This window comes from Rhodoferax bucti, from assembly GCF_005876985.1.
GTDB lineage: Bacteria > Pseudomonadota > Gammaproteobacteria > Burkholderiales > Burkholderiaceae_C > Allorhodoferax > Allorhodoferax bucti.
Genome location: NZ_VAHD01000001.1, coordinates 729,873 through 745,220, shown reverse-complemented (window position 1 = coordinate 745,220; position 15,348 = coordinate 729,873). Strand labels below are relative to the sequence as shown.

Sequence of the window (15,348 nt, the reverse complement as noted above, 5' to 3'; positions counted from 1 at the left end):
CTACTTCTGCAACTTTTATTGCGGGATAAACCGCAGCCGGTAGATCAGCGCGCTCTCCGCATTCATGCGTGGCAGCGGCAGGCCGACTGCGGCCAGCCACGCGCCGTGGGCGGTGGGTGGCAGGGCGGCTTGCGCACCGGCGGCCAGCGCTGCGTCGTTGAGCGGGCTGCTGGTCCACTCGGGTGGGGTCGGGTCCAGCCGCTCGATGGTGTAGTGCGCCGCCGGGCGCAGCATGGGCAGGCGCAGGGGCGGCGTGTTGCGGTGGGTGGTGGGCGTGGTGCGGTACACCAGCAGCAGCACTTCGCTGGCACCGGCGTCGCCATGGGCTTGCCAGACCACGCCGTCGCCGGCCTCGCCCAGCCACACCTGGCCGGTGTGCAGGCGGTTGCGCAGCTGTTTATACATGCCCACCCAGCGGCCCAGGGCCATGCGGTCTTCATCGCTCATGTGGCGCACGTCGGCCTCTATCCCCAGGTGACCGCTCAACGCAACACCGGCACGGAAGTTCAGGCTCTGGCTGCGGCCGGTGGTGTGCGCGGGCGCGGGGCCGATGTGGGCGCCCAGAATTTCGGGCGGCAAAAACTGCAGCGCGCCGCGCTGGATGGCCACGCGCGCGAGTGCGTCGTTGCAGTCGCTGGTCCAAACGCGGTGGGTGTGGGCGAGCACGCCCATGTCCAGCCGCGCGCCGCCGGAGGCGCAGCTCTCTATCTCCAGCTGCGGGTGGGCGGCGCGCACCCGATCCACCAGCGCATACAGCGCGTGCACAAAGCGGCGGTAGGCCGGGCGGCCCAGCGCGTCGCCGGCGGTGGTGAGGTCGCGGTTCATGTCCCACTTGAGGTAGGCAATGGGCACGTTGCTCAAGAGCGCGTGCAGCTTGGCAAACAGGTAGTCGGCTACTTCAGGGCGGGCTACGTCCAGAACCAGTTGGTTGCGCATGGTGAGCAGGGGGCGGCCTTCCAGCTGCAGCGCCCAGTCGGGGTGGGTGCGAAAGAGCTGGCTGTCGGGGTTGACCATTTCGGGCTCGACCCACAGGCCGAACTCCATGCCCAGCTGGTTCACATGGCGGGCCAGGGGTTGCAAGCCGTCGGGGTATTTGGCGGGGTCGGGCCACCAGTCGCCCAGGGCAGCGCGGTCGCTGTGGCGGCCCTGGAACCAGCCGTCGTCGAGCACAAAGCGCTCCACGCCCACGCTGGCAGCGGCTTCGGCCAGAGCGCGGATGTCGTCGGTCCGGTGGTCAAAGTACACCGCTTCCCAGGTGTTGAGGTGCACCGGGCGCGGGCGCATGCGGCCACCGGGCCAAGGCAGGCGGCTGCGCACGGTGGCGTGGAAGTTGGCGGCCAGGCCGTTCAGGCCCTGTACCGAGCAGCTGGCAAACAGGGTGGGCGTTTGCAGGCGCTCGCCCGCAGTAAGGCGCACTTCGCCGGGGGCCAGCCATTCGCCCATTTGCCATTGGTATTGCCCGTCGTGCAGCCACTCGATGGCCTGGCGGTGGTTGCCCGACCAGGCCAGGTGCGCGCCATACACGGTACCCACGTGTTCGGTGCTGCCGGGCGTGGTGACTACGGCACCTGGAAAACTGTCGTGCGAGGTGCGGCCGCGTCGGTTCTCGCGCTGCCAGGTGCTGCGCGAGAGGGCGTCTACCTGCAACTGGAATTCGTTGGCCCACTGGCCGGTGTAAGAGCGCACCGCTTGGGCGTTGCCCGGCAGCGGCACGGTGCCTGCGGCCAGCCATTGCACGTCCAGCACATCGGGCCCGTCGTTCACCAGCGTGCTGCTGAGCTGCAGCACATCGTGCGCGTCCAGCGCCATGTGCAGCGTGAGGCGCAGTTGCGCCACGCTGTCGGTAAGCACGATGGCAATGCGCTTGCCGGTGAGTAGGGTTTCCACCTCGCAGTGGGTGAACTGTTGGGCAAACTGCTGGCCGCTGCGGTGGGCCAGCAAGGCGCTTTGCATGTACCAGCCCACGCCGAAGGTGGGGGCCACGGTCAGCGGCTGGTCGAACTCCATGCTGCTGGGCGGGATGGCCCGGCCGTCGCGCAGCGGGGCCAGGGGCACGCAGTTGTCCGGCAGCCGGGGGCCCCAGTAACGCCACAGCGGGGCTTCGTGGGCGCGCACCTCCAGCACCACGCTGGTGTGGGTGCCGTGCAGGATGGTGAAGGTGGCCGAAGCCTCGGGGGCGTGGGTGGACATGGGCCGGATTATTGGCAGTAAATGCGCGCGCCGCTCTTGTCGAACAGCAGGGCGCGGCTGGCGTCAAAGCGCGCATCCAGGGGCTGACCCGAGCGCAGGCTGCGGCCGTCTTTGCTCTCCATCACCACCATCACACCGCTGGTCGAGCGTGCGTAGACAAAGGTCTCGCCGCCCAGGTGTTCCAGCATGTCGATGCTCACGGGCAGCGTGGCGCTGCCGCCCTCTACAAAATGCTCGGGCCGCACGCCCACCGACACCTCGGTGCCCACGGCAGGCAGGGTGCCGTCCAGCGGCAGGCTCACTACGGCGTTGTCGAAGCCGGCGAGGGTCACCTGGCACTGGCTGCGGCCGTCTGCCTGGGCGTGGCCGGTGACGGTGCCTTCAAAGAAGTTCATGCGCGGCGAGCCGATGAAACCGGCCACAAAAGTGTTGGCCGGGTTGTCATACAGCTCCAGCGGCGCGCCCACTTGCTCGACCACACCGGCGCGCAGCACTACGATTTTGTCGGCCAGGGTCATGGCCTCTACCTGGTCGTGCGTCACGTAGATGATGGTGCTGCCCAGCTCGCGGTGCAGGCGCGCAATTTCGATGCGCATGTGCACCCGCAGCTCGGCGTCGAGGTTGGAGAGAGGCTCGTCAAACAAAAACACCTGTGGGTCGCGCACGATGGCCCGGCCGATGGCCACGCGCTGGCGTTGCCCGCCCGACAGGGCCTTGGGCTTGCGGTCCATCAGCGGCTCCAGGCCCAGAATCTTGGCGGCGGCGTCCACCTTGCTCTTGACCACGTCTTTGGCCACACCGGCGTGCTTGAGGGCAAAGCCCATGTTTTCGCGCACCGTCATGTGGGGGTAAAGCGCGTAGCTCTGGAACACCATGGCAATGCCGCGCTTGGACGGGTCCACATGGTTCATGAGCTCGCCACCGATGCGCAGCTCGCCGCTGGTAATGTCTTCCAGGCCCGAGATGGCGCGCAACAGCGTGGACTTGCCGCAGCCCGAGGGGCCCACAAACACCACGAATTCGCCGTGTTTGATGTCGAGGTCCACGCCCCGGATGATGTCGATCTCGCCGAATGATTTGCGGACCTGGGTGAGTTTGACGTCTGCCATGTTCTATTCCTCGTCGACTCGGTTGTTTAGGCGGCTTGCAGCGTCAAGCGCTGCTCGCCCATGCGGCGGGTGGATACGCACAAGCTGATGTCACCCACCGCGCCGGTGGTTTCCAGCCAGAAGCCGGTGGTGCCGCCCTTGAGTGTGAGCAAGTCAGGGCCCAGCAGCTTGGCTGCACCGGATACCTGCACATGCACCACGTCGTCCATAAACGGCAGCAGGCGGCCTGCCTGATCCAGCGCGCGCACGATGACGCGGGTGGCGTCTTTCTCATGGGCGTGCAATTGCGTGTCGTCCACTTCCACTTGCAGGGTGGTGGGCACCGGGTTGCCCGAGAGCTTGACGGTGGACACCGCCTTGCCGTTGATATAGCCCGTCACCGTGGCATCGCGCCACAGCATGCCCCAGGCGCCCAGGTCGTTCATGTTGACGTGGCGGCTGTCAAAGATGACCGGGGCGTGCGGCAGGTGGGGGTACAGCGCGCGGTCAGGCTCGGCGCGCTTGGGCGCAAAGTCGCCCACTTGCAGTTCCACATAGTCGCAGTTGGTCAGCACGATCAGGGGCAGCACTTCGCAGCGGTCTTTCTCGCCACGGGCCCAGTAGGTCACGGGTTGCAGCACTACTTGTTCGGCCGGGCTGCACTGGCTGGTGTAGCCCCAGGCGGCAAATTTGGGTTCGCGGAAGATGTCCATCACCCCGTGGTGGCAGATGCGGTCGCCCGCGCCGAAGTCTTTGTGGGTGTTGTAGTCAAACATGCACCAGCCGATGGCGCCGCTGATGACGGGGTTTTCATACGCCTTGTTCAGCACGTCCAAATGCCGGCGCACATGCTCGGACTGGCGGTCTTCGGGGTCGATGCGCTTGGTAGGGTACATGTGGCCGTTGAACTCGGTCACCAGATACGGCACCTCGTGGGCCAGGCCGGTCACCTGGCGGGGCTGGCGCAGCGGCGTGGGGGGCACGCCCTTCATCCACTCCGGGGGGGCCACGTGGCAGAAATCGTTCACGGTGTACACGTCTTCGAGCAGCTCGCTGTTTTCGATGTAGCGCACGCCACCGGTCTGGCGGGTGCTGTCCAGGCTGCGGGCCATGGCGTTGGTGCGGGTGTAGAAGTTGTGATTGTCCTGCGACTCGTTGATGCGCACGCCCCAAATGATGATGGAGGGGTGGTTCCAGTCGCGCTCGACCATGCGGCGCACGTTCTCCACCGACTCGTCTTGCCAAGCCTGGCCACCGATGTGCTGCCAGCCCGGAATCTCTTCAAACACCAGCAGGCCGATCTCGTCGCAACGGTCCAGAAAGTACGTGGACTGCGGGTAGTGCGAGGTGCGCACCAGGTTGCACTTGAGCACGTCTTTCATGACGTCGGCATCTTTGGCCTGGGCGCGCTGGCCCATGGCGTAGCCCACGTAGGGGTAGCTCTGGTGGCGGTTGAGGCCGCGGATTTTGAGCGGCTTGCCGTTCAGGAAAAAGCCTTCGGTGGTGAAGCGCGCGGTGCGGAAGCCGAAGCGGGTGCTGTGCTGGTCGCTGCCGGCGCTGGTGTTCAGCGTGACGCGGGCCACGTACAACACAGGGCTGTCCAGCTCCCACAGTGCGAGGCCGGTCAGTGACTCCAACGATGCGCTGAACTCCGCGCCCGCCACGTCCACGGTTTGCTGGTGCAGCACGGCGCCATCCACACTGCACAGCTCCACCAGCGCGGTGCCGGTGAAGGCCGCCTGCGTGGGGTTGGCCAGAAAGCCTTTGACGGTGACGCTCTTGGTGTCGCTCAGTTCGTTGGAGGTTTCGACCTTGAGGTTGGCAATCGACACCGCGTCGGTCACTTGCAGCCACACATCGCGGTAGATGCCGGCATAGGTCAGGTAGTCAATCTGGCCGCCGAAGGGAGGGATCTCGGGGTTCTCGCTGCCGTCTACCTTCACGGTGATGAGGTTGTCGCCAACTTTGAGCAAGCCGGTGAGGCGGGCGTTGAAGGGGGTGTAGCCGTCCTTGTGCGCGGCTACTTGCTGGCCGTTGACCCAGACCACGCTGTTGGCCATGGCGCCGTCAAAGCGCAGGGCCACTTCGCGGCCGGCCATGTCGGGTGTCCACGCTAGGGTGTACTGGTAGGCAAATTCCTTTTGGAAGCTGCGTTCGTCGAAGTAGGTCATGTCCAGGTCGACGGCGTTGTGCGGCAGGCGCACGGCCTCGCCGGCAGCGGCCGCAGCGACCAGTTCAGACGAAAAAGAGGTGTGAAAGGTCCAGCCCGAGACGAGCTTGGTAACGGTACGCATGTGAAAACCTTATTTGACGGAGCCCAGCATGCCCTGTACGAACTGCCGTTGCATTGCGAAGAAGACGACCAGGGTGGGCAAGGTGGCCAGCATGGCCGCCAGCATGATCACGCCGAAGTCGGGGAAGTAGGCCGAGCCCAGTGAGGATAGGACCAGGGTGATGGTTTTGAGCTCGGGCGACTGCAGCACGATGAGGGGCCACAAAAAGTTGTTCCACGCCGCCATGAACACGATGATGAAGGCTGCCGCGTAGGTGGAGCGCATGACCGGCACATACACAAACAGGAAGATTTGCCACTCCTTGAGGCCGTCCAAGCGAGCGGCTTCGCGCAGCTCGGGCGGGAAGGCCTTGGTGCTCTGGCGGAAATAAAACACGATGTACGCCGAGGCCAGCACCGGCAGGATGACTGCGAGGTGCGTGTCCAGCAAATCAAACTGCGCCATCAGGATGAACAGCGGAATCATCAGCGCCGCAAAGGGCACCATCAGCGTTAGCAGCAGGCCGTTGTAAACGCGCTCACGGGCTTTGGAGCTGAACACTTCAAAGCCATAGCCCGCCATGGAGGAAATGAGCAGCGTGAAGAAGCCGCCGATGACGGCGATCTTCCCGGAGTTCCAGAAGACCTGCACCACGTCAAAACTCTTGTTGAGCTTGCTCAGGTTGTCCAGGAATGCGGTGCCCAAGGTGAACTTGCCCTTGGTGACGTCTACCGAGGCGTTGGTGGCGCTGATCACCATCCACGCAAAGGGAAACAGGGACACAAAGGCCATCACCCCCAGAAAGAGGTAGACGCCGGCCATGCGGAATTTTTCAGCCCAGTTGGTCATGTCAGTTGCGCTCCCGGGCGGCATAAAACTGGATGGCGGCCAAGGCGGCTACCAGCAGCACGATCACATAAGACACCGTGGCGGCGTAGCCGAAGTTGGGCACGAACTTGAACGACAGGTTGTAGATGTACATGGACAGCGTGAGCGTGTTGTCGGAGAACACGGTGCCCACGGTGGTGATGTTCATGGGCTCGTCAAACAACTGCAGGGTGCCGATGGTGGAGGTCACCGTGGTGAACAAAATCACCGGCTTGAGCATGGGGATGGTGATGGACACAAAGCGGCGGTAGGCCGAGATGCCATCGATACGGGCGGCCTCGTAGATCGACTTGTCGATGTTCTGCATGGCCGCGAGATAAAAGATCATGTTGTAGCCGGTCCAGCGCCAAGTGATGGCGATGATGATGACCACCTTGGACCAGAACGGGTCGTTGAGCCAGGGAATCGGCTCGCTGATGAGGCCCAGCCACGCCAGTGCGTGGTTGACCAGGCCGTCATACGAAAACATGCTCTTGAACACCACCGAGTACGCCACCAGCGAGGTCACGCAGGGCAGAAACACCGCCGTGCGCAACAGCCCGCGAAAGCGCAGGTTCGGCATGTTGAGGCAGCTGGCCATGACCAGCGCCAGCAAGAGCATGATGGGCACCTGGATCACCAGGAAGATGCAGGTGTTTTGCAGTGCCTTCAAAAAGACCGGATCACCGGCCAAGCGCACCACGTTGCCCACGCCTACGAACTCGACCACCGTTCCCTGCCCGGCGTGCAGGGACATCCACAGCGAGCGGACGATCGGGTAGGCCATGAAGACCCCGATCAGCCCGAGGGCGATGGATACAAATAGCCAACCGTTGACGTCATAAAAACGCCGGTAGCTGGTCGTAGGCTTGGACGCCATGGTGCTCCTTGGGTGCAGTGTTGCCGTGACTTACTTGCTGACTTACTTAATTTGCGAGGCGAGCTGGTTGTGGATGTTTTCCAGTGCCTTCTCGACCGGCAGACCTTGTGCCAAACCGGGCAGTTGGGCCGCCACAGCCGCGTCACCTTCGGCGGTGTAAATGCCGTAGTTCACGCTAGGCACTTTGCCCATCCAGTCGCTGTATTGCTGCCACACCTTGGCGCCACCGAAGAAGGGGTCGGCTTCCGAGTACGCCTTGCCATTGCGCGAGGCCAGCAAGGAGCCCACCGCACCACGCGATTGCAGAATGGTTTGGTAGAAGTCCACATCCTTGGCGTAGATTTCGTTCAGGAAGTCGGCAGCCGCGGCCTTCTCTTTGCCGCTGGAGAGCACGTACCAGCTGGAGCCGCCCAGGTTGGAGGCGTTGGTGGCGCCGGGCACATTCAGGCGGGGGGTGGCGGCCACTGCCCATTTGCCGGACTGGCTGGCTTCGGCCTTCACGGAGCCGGTGATCCACACGCCCGTAATCACGGAGGCCACATCGCCCTTGTTCAGCGCGCCGACCCACTCACCCCAGCCCGAAGTGGGCTTGTAGACGCCGCTCTTCATAAAGTTGGTTTGCACTTCCAGTGCGGCTTTGAGGGCGGGGTTGCTCTTGATGTCGAGCTTGCCGTCTTTGTCAAAGTACCAGCGGCCGGCGGACTGCATCATGATGCGGATGCTGGCAATGTCTTGCGGGTCCATGGCGAACATCTTCTTGCCGGTCTTGGTTTCGACCTGCTTGCCGATTTCGATGTAACGGTCCCAGGTGATGTTTTGCATGTCCTTGTCGCTGAAGCCGGCCTGCTTGATCAGGTCGCTGCGGTAGTACATGCCGGTGGTGCCGGTGTCAAAGGGCACGCCGTACACCTTGCCGTTCAGGGTCATGAGGTTGACCTTGTAGCCCGCGAAACCTTTGTGATCCACCTTGCCGGACAGGGGCTCAAACGCGCCGGGGAAAGAGCGCAGGTACTTGGGGGCGTTGTAGTCTTCCACCAGCACGATGTCCGGCAGGGTTTTGGTGATGCCGGATGCCAGGGTGGTTTGCAGCTTTTGCTCCAGGTCGCCCTTGGCCATGTCCACGATCTTGAAGGTCACGCCAGGGTGCTTGGCGGTGTAGCGCTTGGCCGCCTCTTGCATGATGGCGATGTTGAAGTTCGGGTCCCAGGCCCAGATGGTGACTTCGCCGGCGTTGGCGGCGTGGCTGGCCATCAGGCCGGTGGTGCCCAGGGCCAGGCCCAGCATGGCGGCGGCGGTGCTGCGGATCGTGAAGCGTTTGGCGAAATTCATGGTGTGTTTTCCTGTCTCGTTGTCAATGAATAGTGTGGGCAAGTAGCGCATGGTGGCGCTAGGCTTGTTGTCTCCGGTGTACGTGTAATGACGGTGGTGCGACTGGCATCCCTTTCCAAAATTTAAGCGGTTAAATTCTTGGCCGATCAGAAGGCCGGCTTCACTGATTCGCCAAGGGCGCGGCCTTGCGTACGCGCCCTCGTGGCTGCTTAAAAATTAAAATTTAAGCGATTAAATTCAGCAATTTTTGGAGTATACCTACGGGTGTCTGTGAAAAAACCGGCGCCTAGGGTAAGTCCTAGGAGTCAAAAAACGTATCAATCGATGCCAATTCGCGTGAAAGTGCAGCAACTCCCATGGCAACCCTGAGCGAAGTCGCCCGTCTGGCGGGAGTCACCACGGCCACCGTCTCCAATGTGCTGCGCAACACCCAAAAGGTGAAACCCGCCACGGTGCAAAAGGTGCAAGAGGCGATTGCCGCCACCGGCTACCGCCCCAACCTCATGGCCCGTGCGCTGGCCGAAGGCAAGTCGTCCATGGTGGCGCTGGTGCTCCCCGACATCAACAACCCCTTCTACCCCGAGTTTGTGCGGGTGGCCGAGCGGGTGGCGCGGCACCGCAACTACTTCTTGATGGTGTGCAACACCGACGAGCGCCCCGACATCGGCCGCGCCTACCTGCACCAGATCGCCGGTACGCTGGCTGACGGGGTGCTGGTGCTGCACACCGGTATCAGCGCGGACGACATCAATGAGCTCAAAACCCGGCGCTCCCCCATCGTGCTCGCGTCAGAGGAAAAGGTGGATCTCGCCGACAACATTCCCCACGTGGTGGTGAACTTTCACCGCGCCGGCGAAATCGCTGGCCAGCATTTGCTGGCGCTGGGCCACCGCCGTATCGGTGCCATCGTCGGGTGTGGTTTGGAGGGCATGCAGCTCGGGCGTTTGGATGGTTTCAAAAGCGCTTTGTCGGCGGCAGGCATCACGCTGGAGGAGGCCATGGTCCGCAATGTGAGTGACACCGTGGCCGGAGGCCATGAGGCCACTGACGCACTGCTGGAGCAGCACCCCGACATCACCGCCATTTTTTGTACCAATGATTTGATGGCCTACGGCGCCAGCCAGGCGCTGGCAGACCGAGGCATCCGCATCCCGCAGGACATTTCGCTCATCGGCATCACCGACATTCAGCTCGCGCGCGACATGCGCCCGGCCCTCACCACCGTGGCTTTGGGCATAGAGCAGGTGGCCACCCTCTCCATCAACCTGCTGCTGGACCTGATTGAAAACCCGCAGCACGAACCCACCATCGTGCAGGTGCCCGACCCCGAGCTGGTGGTGCGGGCCTCCACCGGCCCGGTGCGCGGCAGCACTTGAACGCGGGCACTCGCTAGAGCGTGTCGATGGGGTTGCCGGCCGGCTCGTCGCCCAGGGCGAAGCGGTCGCGGCAGCGGGTGTAAAAGCTTGCGCCAAAGCGGCCCACCGGGTGGTAGTCCTGTAGGTGCACGCGCCACTTCTCGGTGTCAATCAGGCCCTCGCGTGCGGTCATCCACAGCACCCGGCCTATGAACACATAGCGGCTGGGCGTTTCCAGTGTTTCATGCAGCACGCACTCAAACGCCACCGGCGCCTCGGCAATGCGTGGTGGGCGCACGGTGTGCGAGGGCGTGGCATGCAGGCCTACCGCGTCCAACTCACTCACCGAGGCCGGGAAGGCCTGGCCGCAAGCGTGCATCTGGGCTGCCAAGGGCTCGTCCGTCATGTGCACCACAAACTCGCGCAGCGAAAGAATGTTGGCCGCCGTGTCTTTGAGCTGCCCGTCCTGCAATCGGTTGATGCTGAGCATGACCACCGGCGGGTCTTCGCCCAGCATGTTGAACATGGAAAAGGGTGCCGCATTCACCACTCCCGCCGCGCTCAGGCTGGTGACCAGCGCGATCGGCCGGGGCACGATGAGGCTGGCCATGAGTTTGTAGCGCTGGTAGGCGGTGATCTGGGCAAAGTCGACTTCGGTCATGCCAGCAGCCCATGCAAGGCACGTGCCGCCGCGCATCAAGAAAAAAATTTGCTATCAAATCAGGAGCTACTTGCGCATATTCCACCTGCGCTAGAGCACGATTTGGTTCGTCATCAGGCGGGTGAGCGTCTGCGGGCGGCAGCAGCCAGCACCGCATCCAGCAGCATCTGCACATCCTCCTCCCGGGTGCGGTGGTTGACCAGCGCAGCGCGCAGGGCCAGCACCCCGTGGATGCGGGTGGTGGAGAGCACCGCCACGCCGGATTCCTGCACATCGGCAGCAATGTCGGCGTTGAGCGCGTCGAGGTCGCAGCCCTCCCCGCGCACCCGGAAGCACACCACGTTCAGCGTGACGGGCGCAAGCCGCTTCAGCTCCGTGTGGGCATCCACATGCGCGGCCAGTTGCCGGGCCAGTGCGCAATTGCGGGCCACCACCTCGCCCAGTTTGTCGGCGCCATAGGTTTTGAGCGTCATCCACACCTTGAGGGCCCGGAAGCCGCGCGAGAGGTCGGGTCCGAAGTCGGTGGGCCAGGGCAGGTTGCCGGCCAGGCCGCGCGCGCTGCGCTGCAAGTACGCCGGCTGGCTGGCAAAGGTGGCGGCGTGTAGCGCGGCGTCGCGCACCACAATGCAGCCCGCGTCGTAAGGCACCTGGGCCCATTTATGAAAGTCAAACGCCACCGAGTCGGCCTCGCTCAGGCCCTGCACCAGCGGGCGCTGCGCGGGCGAGAGCATGGCCAGTGCGCCATAGGCGGCATCGGCGTGAAACCACAGGCCTTCGGCCCGTGCGAGCGCGGCCAGCGCGGGCAGGTCGTCCACCGCGCCGGTGTCTACCGTGCCGGCGCTGCCCACCAGCAGAAAGGGCTGCAAACCCGCCGCCCGGTCTTGGGCGATGGCGGTTTGCAGGGCGTCCATATCCATGCGGTGCTGGGCGTCCAGCGCTATCAGACGCAGCGCTTGGCTGCCCAAGCCGGCCATGTCCATGGCGCGGGCCACGCAGTTGTGCGCCTCCACCGAGGTGTAGGCTACCAGCGGTTTGCCTTGCAGGCCCTCTTGCCGCACGGAGGTGCCCAGGGCGCGGGTGCGTGCCACCAGCACCGCAATCAGGTTGGCCATGGAGGTGCCGGTGACCAGCACACCGCTGGCATCGGCCGGGAACCCCAGCATCTGCGCAGCCCAGCGGATCACCTTGCGCTCCACCTCAATCGGCGCGTGGTCGCGCCCGCCAAGGTTGGGGTTGGTGGCAGCCGCCAGCAGCTCGGCGAGCATGCCCACCGGGTTGCCCCCGCCCTGCACCCAGCCCATGAAGCGCGGGTGGGCGTTGCCACTGCCGTAGGGCTGGATCAGGGTTTGAAACTCGCGGTACACCTCCGCCAGGTCGGTAGGCCCGGCAGGCAGCTCGCCACTGCGCAGCGCTTGGCGCGCTTCCGGCGGCAGGGGTTGCCAGGTGGGGGCCTCCCGCAGGCCGGCCAGCATGTCCACCATGTTGTCCACCATGCGGTGGCCCATTTGGCGCACCGACTCCCAGTCGGTCGGGTCCAGGCTGTCCGGGGCGGCTTCGAAGCGTGCTGCGGTCATGGGCGGCTTTAGCGTGTGGCGGCGGTGAAGACGATTTCCAGCAAAAAGTCCGGGCTGGCCATCTCGGCGCTCACGCAGGCGCGGGCCGGTGCACAGCCCTCGGGCAACCAGGCCTGCCACGCGGCATTGAAGGCCACGCGGTCGCTCATGTGCTTGAGGTAGATGGTGGCCATCAGCAAGTGGCTTTTGTCGCTGCCGGCCAGGGCCAGCGTACGCTCGGCCTGGGCAAATACCGCTTGGGCTTGGCTGGTGATGTCGGTGCCGCTTTCGGGCACTTCCACAAAATAAGCAGTGCCGTTGTGCACCACCGCGTCGGACCATTGGGCGGCGGGGTGGATACGTTGGATGGAGGTGCTGGTCATGGTGGGTGTCCGGGGTGTCAAAAAGTGAGTGCGGCGGATACTACTAGAAGCCTGCGGTAGGCAAGACAATGGGGTGTCTTTGATCCACACCGCAGGTATTTTCATGAGCAGTTACCGCATCCTCTTCGTCTGCATGGGCAACATTTGTCGCAGCCCCACGGCCGATGGCGTCATGCGCCACAAGGTGCGTGCATTGGGGCTGGAGCCGTGGGTGCAGGTGGACTCGGCCGGCACGCACAACTACCACCCCAACAGCCCGCCCGATGCCCGCTCGCAGCAGCATGCTGCGCAGCGCGGCTACGACCTGTCAGCCCTGCGTGCGCGACAAATGACCGAGGCGGACTTTGAGGCCTTCGATCTGGTTCTGGCCATGGACTGGGACAACCTCGCGCTGGCGCAAGCGCTTTGCCCGCCGCAGCACCAGCACAAGGTCCGGCGCATGACCGAGTTTTGCCGGCAGTATGACGATGCCGTAGTGCCTGACCCGTATTACGGTGGCGCGGCGGGCTTCGAGCAGGTGTTGGACCTGGTGGAAGACGCGTGCGATGGGTTGATCGCCCACGTCCGCCAAGTTCGCCCTGTGCAGACGCGCTGAGTACGCCATGCACATCGCCATCATCGGTTTGGGTGAAGTCGGCCGGGCCTATGCCAAGGCCCTCCACGCAGCGGGGCATACGCTGCAGCTGTGCAATGCCCGCGCGGGCGCGGCTGCACAGGCTGCGGCAGATGCGCTGGGGCTGCCTTTGCACCTCGCACCCGGCGAGTGGCTGCGCGCTTGCGATGCGGTGCTGCTGTGCGTGACCGGGAGTGTGGCCCCGCAGGTGCTGGCGCAATACAGCCCGTGGATGGCGCCAGGGGCTGCGTGGTGCGACATGACCACCGCCAGCCCGCAGGCCAAGCGCGCTGCGGCGGCCACGGCCCGTGCGCAGGGTCTGCACTACCTGGATGTGGCCATCATGGGTGCAGTCGCGCTGGGCCAACACGCCACGCCGCTGTTGGTGGCGGGCGATGGTGCCGAGACATTCAAACGCTGGATGGAAAGCGCCGGTGGGCGGGTGCAAGTGATAGAAGCGAGCACGGCGGGCGACGCCATGGCCCTCAAGCTGCTGCGCAGCACCTTTACCAAGGGGCTGGAGGCGTTGAGCGTGGAGCTGCTGATGGCGGCCGAGCGTCAAGGCCTGCGCGACCCGCTCTACGCGCAGTTGCAAGATATTGACGACACCCCGCTGCGCACCTTCATCGACATGCTGGTGCGCACCCACGTGGTCCACGCAAAGCGCCGCGCTGTGGAGGTGCAAGAGGCCGCCATGGAGATGGCCTACCAGGGCATTGCATCGCAGGTGCTGCCCGGCGTGGCTAACCGCTTTGAGAAAACCGTGGCGGGGCTGGAAAGCCATCCGCTTGAAGCGGCTGCACCGACCACGGAAGATGCGCTGCAATGGTTGTTGCAGCGCGAAGGCTAGATCCCAGCCCGTAGCCGGCTATTTCTTCGCAGCGGTTTTTCGCACTACCGGCTTCGCACTTTTAGCGGCTTTGACCGGCTTGGCCGTCTGCGGCGCTGCCAAGCTATCGAGCCGCAGCAGGGTGTCCAGATGGCCCATGAAGTGGTGCAGGTAGTCGGGCGACAGGCCTTGCATCAGGCCCAGCGTGCGCAACACCAGCTGGTGGGAGTTGAGCGGGCCGGCGTTGGCAGGGCCTTGGGTGAGCGCGTGGCCCACCTGGTCCTGCACCTGCATGCGGCCCCAGGCTTGTTTGAATTGCTGCACGCTCTTCATTTCACCTAAACCCTGTGGGGCGCTGCCACCGCTGGCGTGCGCTGCGCCGGGCGGTTGCGCCCGCATGGACAGGTTCAGCGCCTTGAGGCCATCGAGGCCAGCGCGGCGCAGGGTGGCACGCCGCATCGGGTGCGATGTGCCTGACCGGGCAGGCGCCTGCGCGCAGCGTTGCTGGTAGTCGGCCAGCGCGGTGTGCAGTGCGGTGCACAGATGCGCTTGTACCGCGCCGTGTTGGGCGGGCAGCCGCTGAGCGAGCGTTTCCAGGTAGCCAAAGCGCACCGGGTCGAGCGCATGCCTGCCCTCTGCGCGCAGGGTATGCAGCACGTCCACGAGCGACGTGACGTTAGGCACGGCCTGTGTCATGGTGCCTGTGCGCCTTTGGGCACGGGGGCCATTTCTACCCGGCGGTTCAGGGCGCGGCCGCTGTCGCTTTGGTTGGATGCCACCGGTTGCTCGGCACCGAACGCGGCGGCAAACACCCGGGAGGCGGGCATGCCTTCTTCAATAAGCGCGCGGGTCACGGTCAAAGACCGCTGGGCCGAGAGCTCCAGGTTGTCGGCAAATTGGCGGTTGCTACCGGACACAGGTTGGTTGTCGGTAAAGCCGCTGACCATCAGCATTTCGTTGCGCTCGCCCAGGTACACCTGCAGCGGGGGCACCAGGCTTTTGAGCAGTTGGTGCCCGTCGGGCCGGAGCTGGTCGGAGCTCACCGCAAACAGCACGCTGCCGCTGATGCCGATGCGCCCGTTGTTGAGCGTCACACGCCCCGACATCAGGGGCACGGCCAGTGCTTTTTCGAGCGCCATGCGGCGTTGCTCTTCTTGCTGGCGCTTTTTGACTTCGGATTCGAGATTGGCCACCAAGTCCATTTGCACCACCAACACGCCCACCAGAATGAGCACAAAGGCGCCCAGCAGGCCGGCCATCAGGTCGCCAAAGACGGCCCAGACCGGCGCTGTTTCCAGTCCGGTGTCGTCCACGCTGTCCATGTCCA

14 protein-coding genes are annotated in these 15,348 nt (G+C 64.4%); 3 read left to right on the top strand and 11 right to left on the bottom strand.

Annotated features, from left to right (window positions below):
- Positions 1 to 15: 15 nt before the first annotated feature.
- From FDM28_RS03525 to FDM28_RS03500, 6 genes are read right to left on the bottom strand one after another with little or no spacing between them, the layout of a single operon-like run.
- On the bottom strand, positions 16 to 2,190 hold the full coding sequence (locus FDM28_RS03525; RefSeq protein WP_138513064.1) for an alpha-galactosidase: 2,175 nt from the start codon (positions 2,188 to 2,190) through the stop codon (positions 16 to 18).
- A gap of 8 nt (positions 2,191 to 2,198) precedes the next feature.
- Positions 2,199 to 3,299, bottom strand: coding sequence for an ABC transporter ATP-binding protein (locus tag FDM28_RS03520; RefSeq protein WP_138513062.1), 1,101 nt, complete (start codon positions 3,297 to 3,299; stop codon positions 2,199 to 2,201).
- A gap of 26 nt (positions 3,300 to 3,325) precedes the next feature.
- A complete protein-coding gene (locus FDM28_RS03515) occupies positions 3,326 to 5,572 on the bottom strand; it encodes a glycoside hydrolase family 2 protein (RefSeq protein WP_138513060.1) in 2,247 nt (748 codons plus the stop codon).
- Positions 5,573 to 5,581: 9 nt separating this feature from the next.
- On the bottom strand, positions 5,582 to 6,400 hold the full coding sequence (locus tag FDM28_RS03510) for a carbohydrate ABC transporter permease (protein WP_138513058.1): 819 nt from the start codon (positions 6,398 to 6,400) through the stop codon (positions 5,582 to 5,584).
- A 1-nt stretch (position 6,401) separates the two neighbouring features.
- Positions 6,402 to 7,298 (bottom strand): carbohydrate ABC transporter permease, encoded by an 897-nt coding sequence (locus FDM28_RS03505; RefSeq protein WP_138513056.1) that lies wholly within the window; start codon positions 7,296 to 7,298, stop codon positions 6,402 to 6,404.
- A 42-nt stretch (positions 7,299 to 7,340) separates the two neighbouring features.
- Positions 7,341 to 8,627, bottom strand: coding sequence for an ABC transporter substrate-binding protein (locus tag FDM28_RS03500; protein ID WP_138513054.1), 1,287 nt, complete (start codon positions 8,625 to 8,627; stop codon positions 7,341 to 7,343).
- A 356-nt stretch (positions 8,628 to 8,983) separates the two neighbouring features.
- Between FDM28_RS03500 and FDM28_RS03495 the strand changes: the two genes are divergently transcribed.
- Complete coding sequence (locus FDM28_RS03495) at positions 8,984 to 10,003, top strand: LacI family DNA-binding transcriptional regulator (RefSeq protein WP_138513052.1); 1,020 nt, start codon at positions 8,984 to 8,986, stop codon at positions 10,001 to 10,003.
- A 13-nt stretch (positions 10,004 to 10,016) separates the two neighbouring features.
- Here FDM28_RS03495 and FDM28_RS03490 read toward each other — a convergent pair whose 3' ends face one another.
- The 3 genes from FDM28_RS03490 to FDM28_RS03480 form a co-directional block, all read right to left on the bottom strand.
- On the bottom strand, positions 10,017 to 10,643 hold the full coding sequence (locus tag FDM28_RS03490; RefSeq protein ID WP_138513050.1) for a flavin reductase family protein: 627 nt from the start codon (positions 10,641 to 10,643) through the stop codon (positions 10,017 to 10,019).
- 113 nt (positions 10,644 to 10,756) lie between these two features.
- Positions 10,757 to 12,217 carry a pyridoxal phosphate-dependent decarboxylase family protein gene (locus FDM28_RS03485; RefSeq protein WP_138513048.1) on the bottom strand — a complete coding sequence of 487 codons (1,461 nt, stop codon included), beginning with the start codon at positions 12,215 to 12,217 and terminating at the stop codon, positions 10,757 to 10,759.
- Between the two features lie 8 nt (positions 12,218 to 12,225).
- On the bottom strand, positions 12,226 to 12,579 hold the full coding sequence (locus FDM28_RS03480) for a RidA family protein (protein ID WP_138513046.1): 354 nt from the start codon (positions 12,577 to 12,579) through the stop codon (positions 12,226 to 12,228).
- 103 nt (positions 12,580 to 12,682) lie between these two features.
- Between FDM28_RS03480 and FDM28_RS03475 the strand changes: the two genes are divergently transcribed.
- Both FDM28_RS03475 and FDM28_RS03470 read left to right on the top strand, forming a co-directional pair.
- Complete coding sequence (locus FDM28_RS03475) at positions 12,683 to 13,174, top strand: low molecular weight protein-tyrosine-phosphatase (protein ID WP_138513044.1); 492 nt, start codon at positions 12,683 to 12,685, stop codon at positions 13,172 to 13,174.
- A 7-nt stretch (positions 13,175 to 13,181) separates the two neighbouring features.
- Positions 13,182 to 14,042: an NAD(P)-dependent oxidoreductase gene (locus FDM28_RS03470; RefSeq protein ID WP_138513042.1), complete on the top strand. Its 861-nt coding sequence runs from the start codon at positions 13,182 to 13,184 to the stop codon at positions 14,040 to 14,042.
- A gap of 18 nt (positions 14,043 to 14,060) precedes the next feature.
- Here the strand turns inward: FDM28_RS03470 and FDM28_RS03465 are convergent, their stop codons facing one another.
- The gene (locus tag FDM28_RS03465; protein WP_138513040.1) at positions 14,061 to 14,717 is read right to left on the bottom strand and encodes a DUF2894 domain-containing protein; all 657 of its coding nucleotides are present in this window, start codon (positions 14,715 to 14,717) and stop codon (positions 14,061 to 14,063) included.
- Positions 14,714 to 15,343 carry an OmpA family protein gene (locus FDM28_RS03460; protein ID WP_420853005.1) on the bottom strand — a complete coding sequence of 210 codons (630 nt, stop codon included), beginning with the start codon at positions 15,341 to 15,343 and terminating at the stop codon, positions 14,714 to 14,716. The genes FDM28_RS03465 and FDM28_RS03460 overlap by 4 nt, the downstream gene beginning before the upstream one ends.
- Between the last annotated feature and the right edge of the window lie 5 nt (positions 15,344 to 15,348).

Excerpts from the sequence above, each read along its gene's own strand:
- FDM28_RS03485 (WP_138513048.1), bottom strand. The coding sequence starts at position 12,217 with ATGACCGCAGCACGCTTCGAAGCCGCCCCGGACAGCCTGGACCCGACC.
- FDM28_RS03490 (WP_138513050.1), bottom strand. The coding sequence starts at position 10,643 with ATGACCGAAGTCGACTTTGCCCAGATCACCGCCTACCAGCGCTACAAA.
- FDM28_RS03475 (WP_138513044.1), top strand. The coding sequence starts at position 12,683 with ATGAGCAGTTACCGCATCCTCTTCGTCTGCATGGGCAACATTTGTCGC.
- FDM28_RS03460 (WP_420853005.1), bottom strand. The coding sequence starts at position 15,343 with ATGGACAGCGTGGACGACACCGGACTGGAAACAGCGCCGGTCTGGGCC.
- FDM28_RS03510 (WP_138513058.1), bottom strand. The coding sequence starts at position 6,400 with ATGACCAACTGGGCTGAAAAATTCCGCATGGCCGGCGTCTACCTCTTT.
- FDM28_RS03480 (WP_138513046.1), bottom strand. The coding sequence starts at position 12,579 with ATGACCAGCACCTCCATCCAACGTATCCACCCCGCCGCCCAATGGTCC.
- FDM28_RS03465 (WP_138513040.1), bottom strand. The coding sequence starts at position 14,717 with ATGACACAGGCCGTGCCTAACGTCACGTCGCTCGTGGACGTGCTGCAT.
- FDM28_RS03525 (WP_138513064.1), bottom strand. The coding sequence starts at position 2,190 with ATGTCCACCCACGCCCCCGAGGCTTCGGCCACCTTCACCATCCTGCAC.
- FDM28_RS03495 (WP_138513052.1), top strand. The coding sequence starts at position 8,984 with ATGGCAACCCTGAGCGAAGTCGCCCGTCTGGCGGGAGTCACCACGGCC.
- FDM28_RS03470 (WP_138513042.1), top strand. The coding sequence starts at position 13,182 with ATGCACATCGCCATCATCGGTTTGGGTGAAGTCGGCCGGGCCTATGCC.
- FDM28_RS03500 (WP_138513054.1), bottom strand. The coding sequence starts at position 8,627 with ATGAATTTCGCCAAACGCTTCACGATCCGCAGCACCGCCGCCGCCATG.
- FDM28_RS03505 (WP_138513056.1), bottom strand. The coding sequence starts at position 7,298 with ATGGCGTCCAAGCCTACGACCAGCTACCGGCGTTTTTATGACGTCAAC.
- FDM28_RS03520 (WP_138513062.1), bottom strand. The coding sequence starts at position 3,299 with ATGGCAGACGTCAAACTCACCCAGGTCCGCAAATCATTCGGCGAGATC.
- FDM28_RS03515 (WP_138513060.1), bottom strand. The coding sequence starts at position 5,572 with ATGCGTACCGTTACCAAGCTCGTCTCGGGCTGGACCTTTCACACCTCT.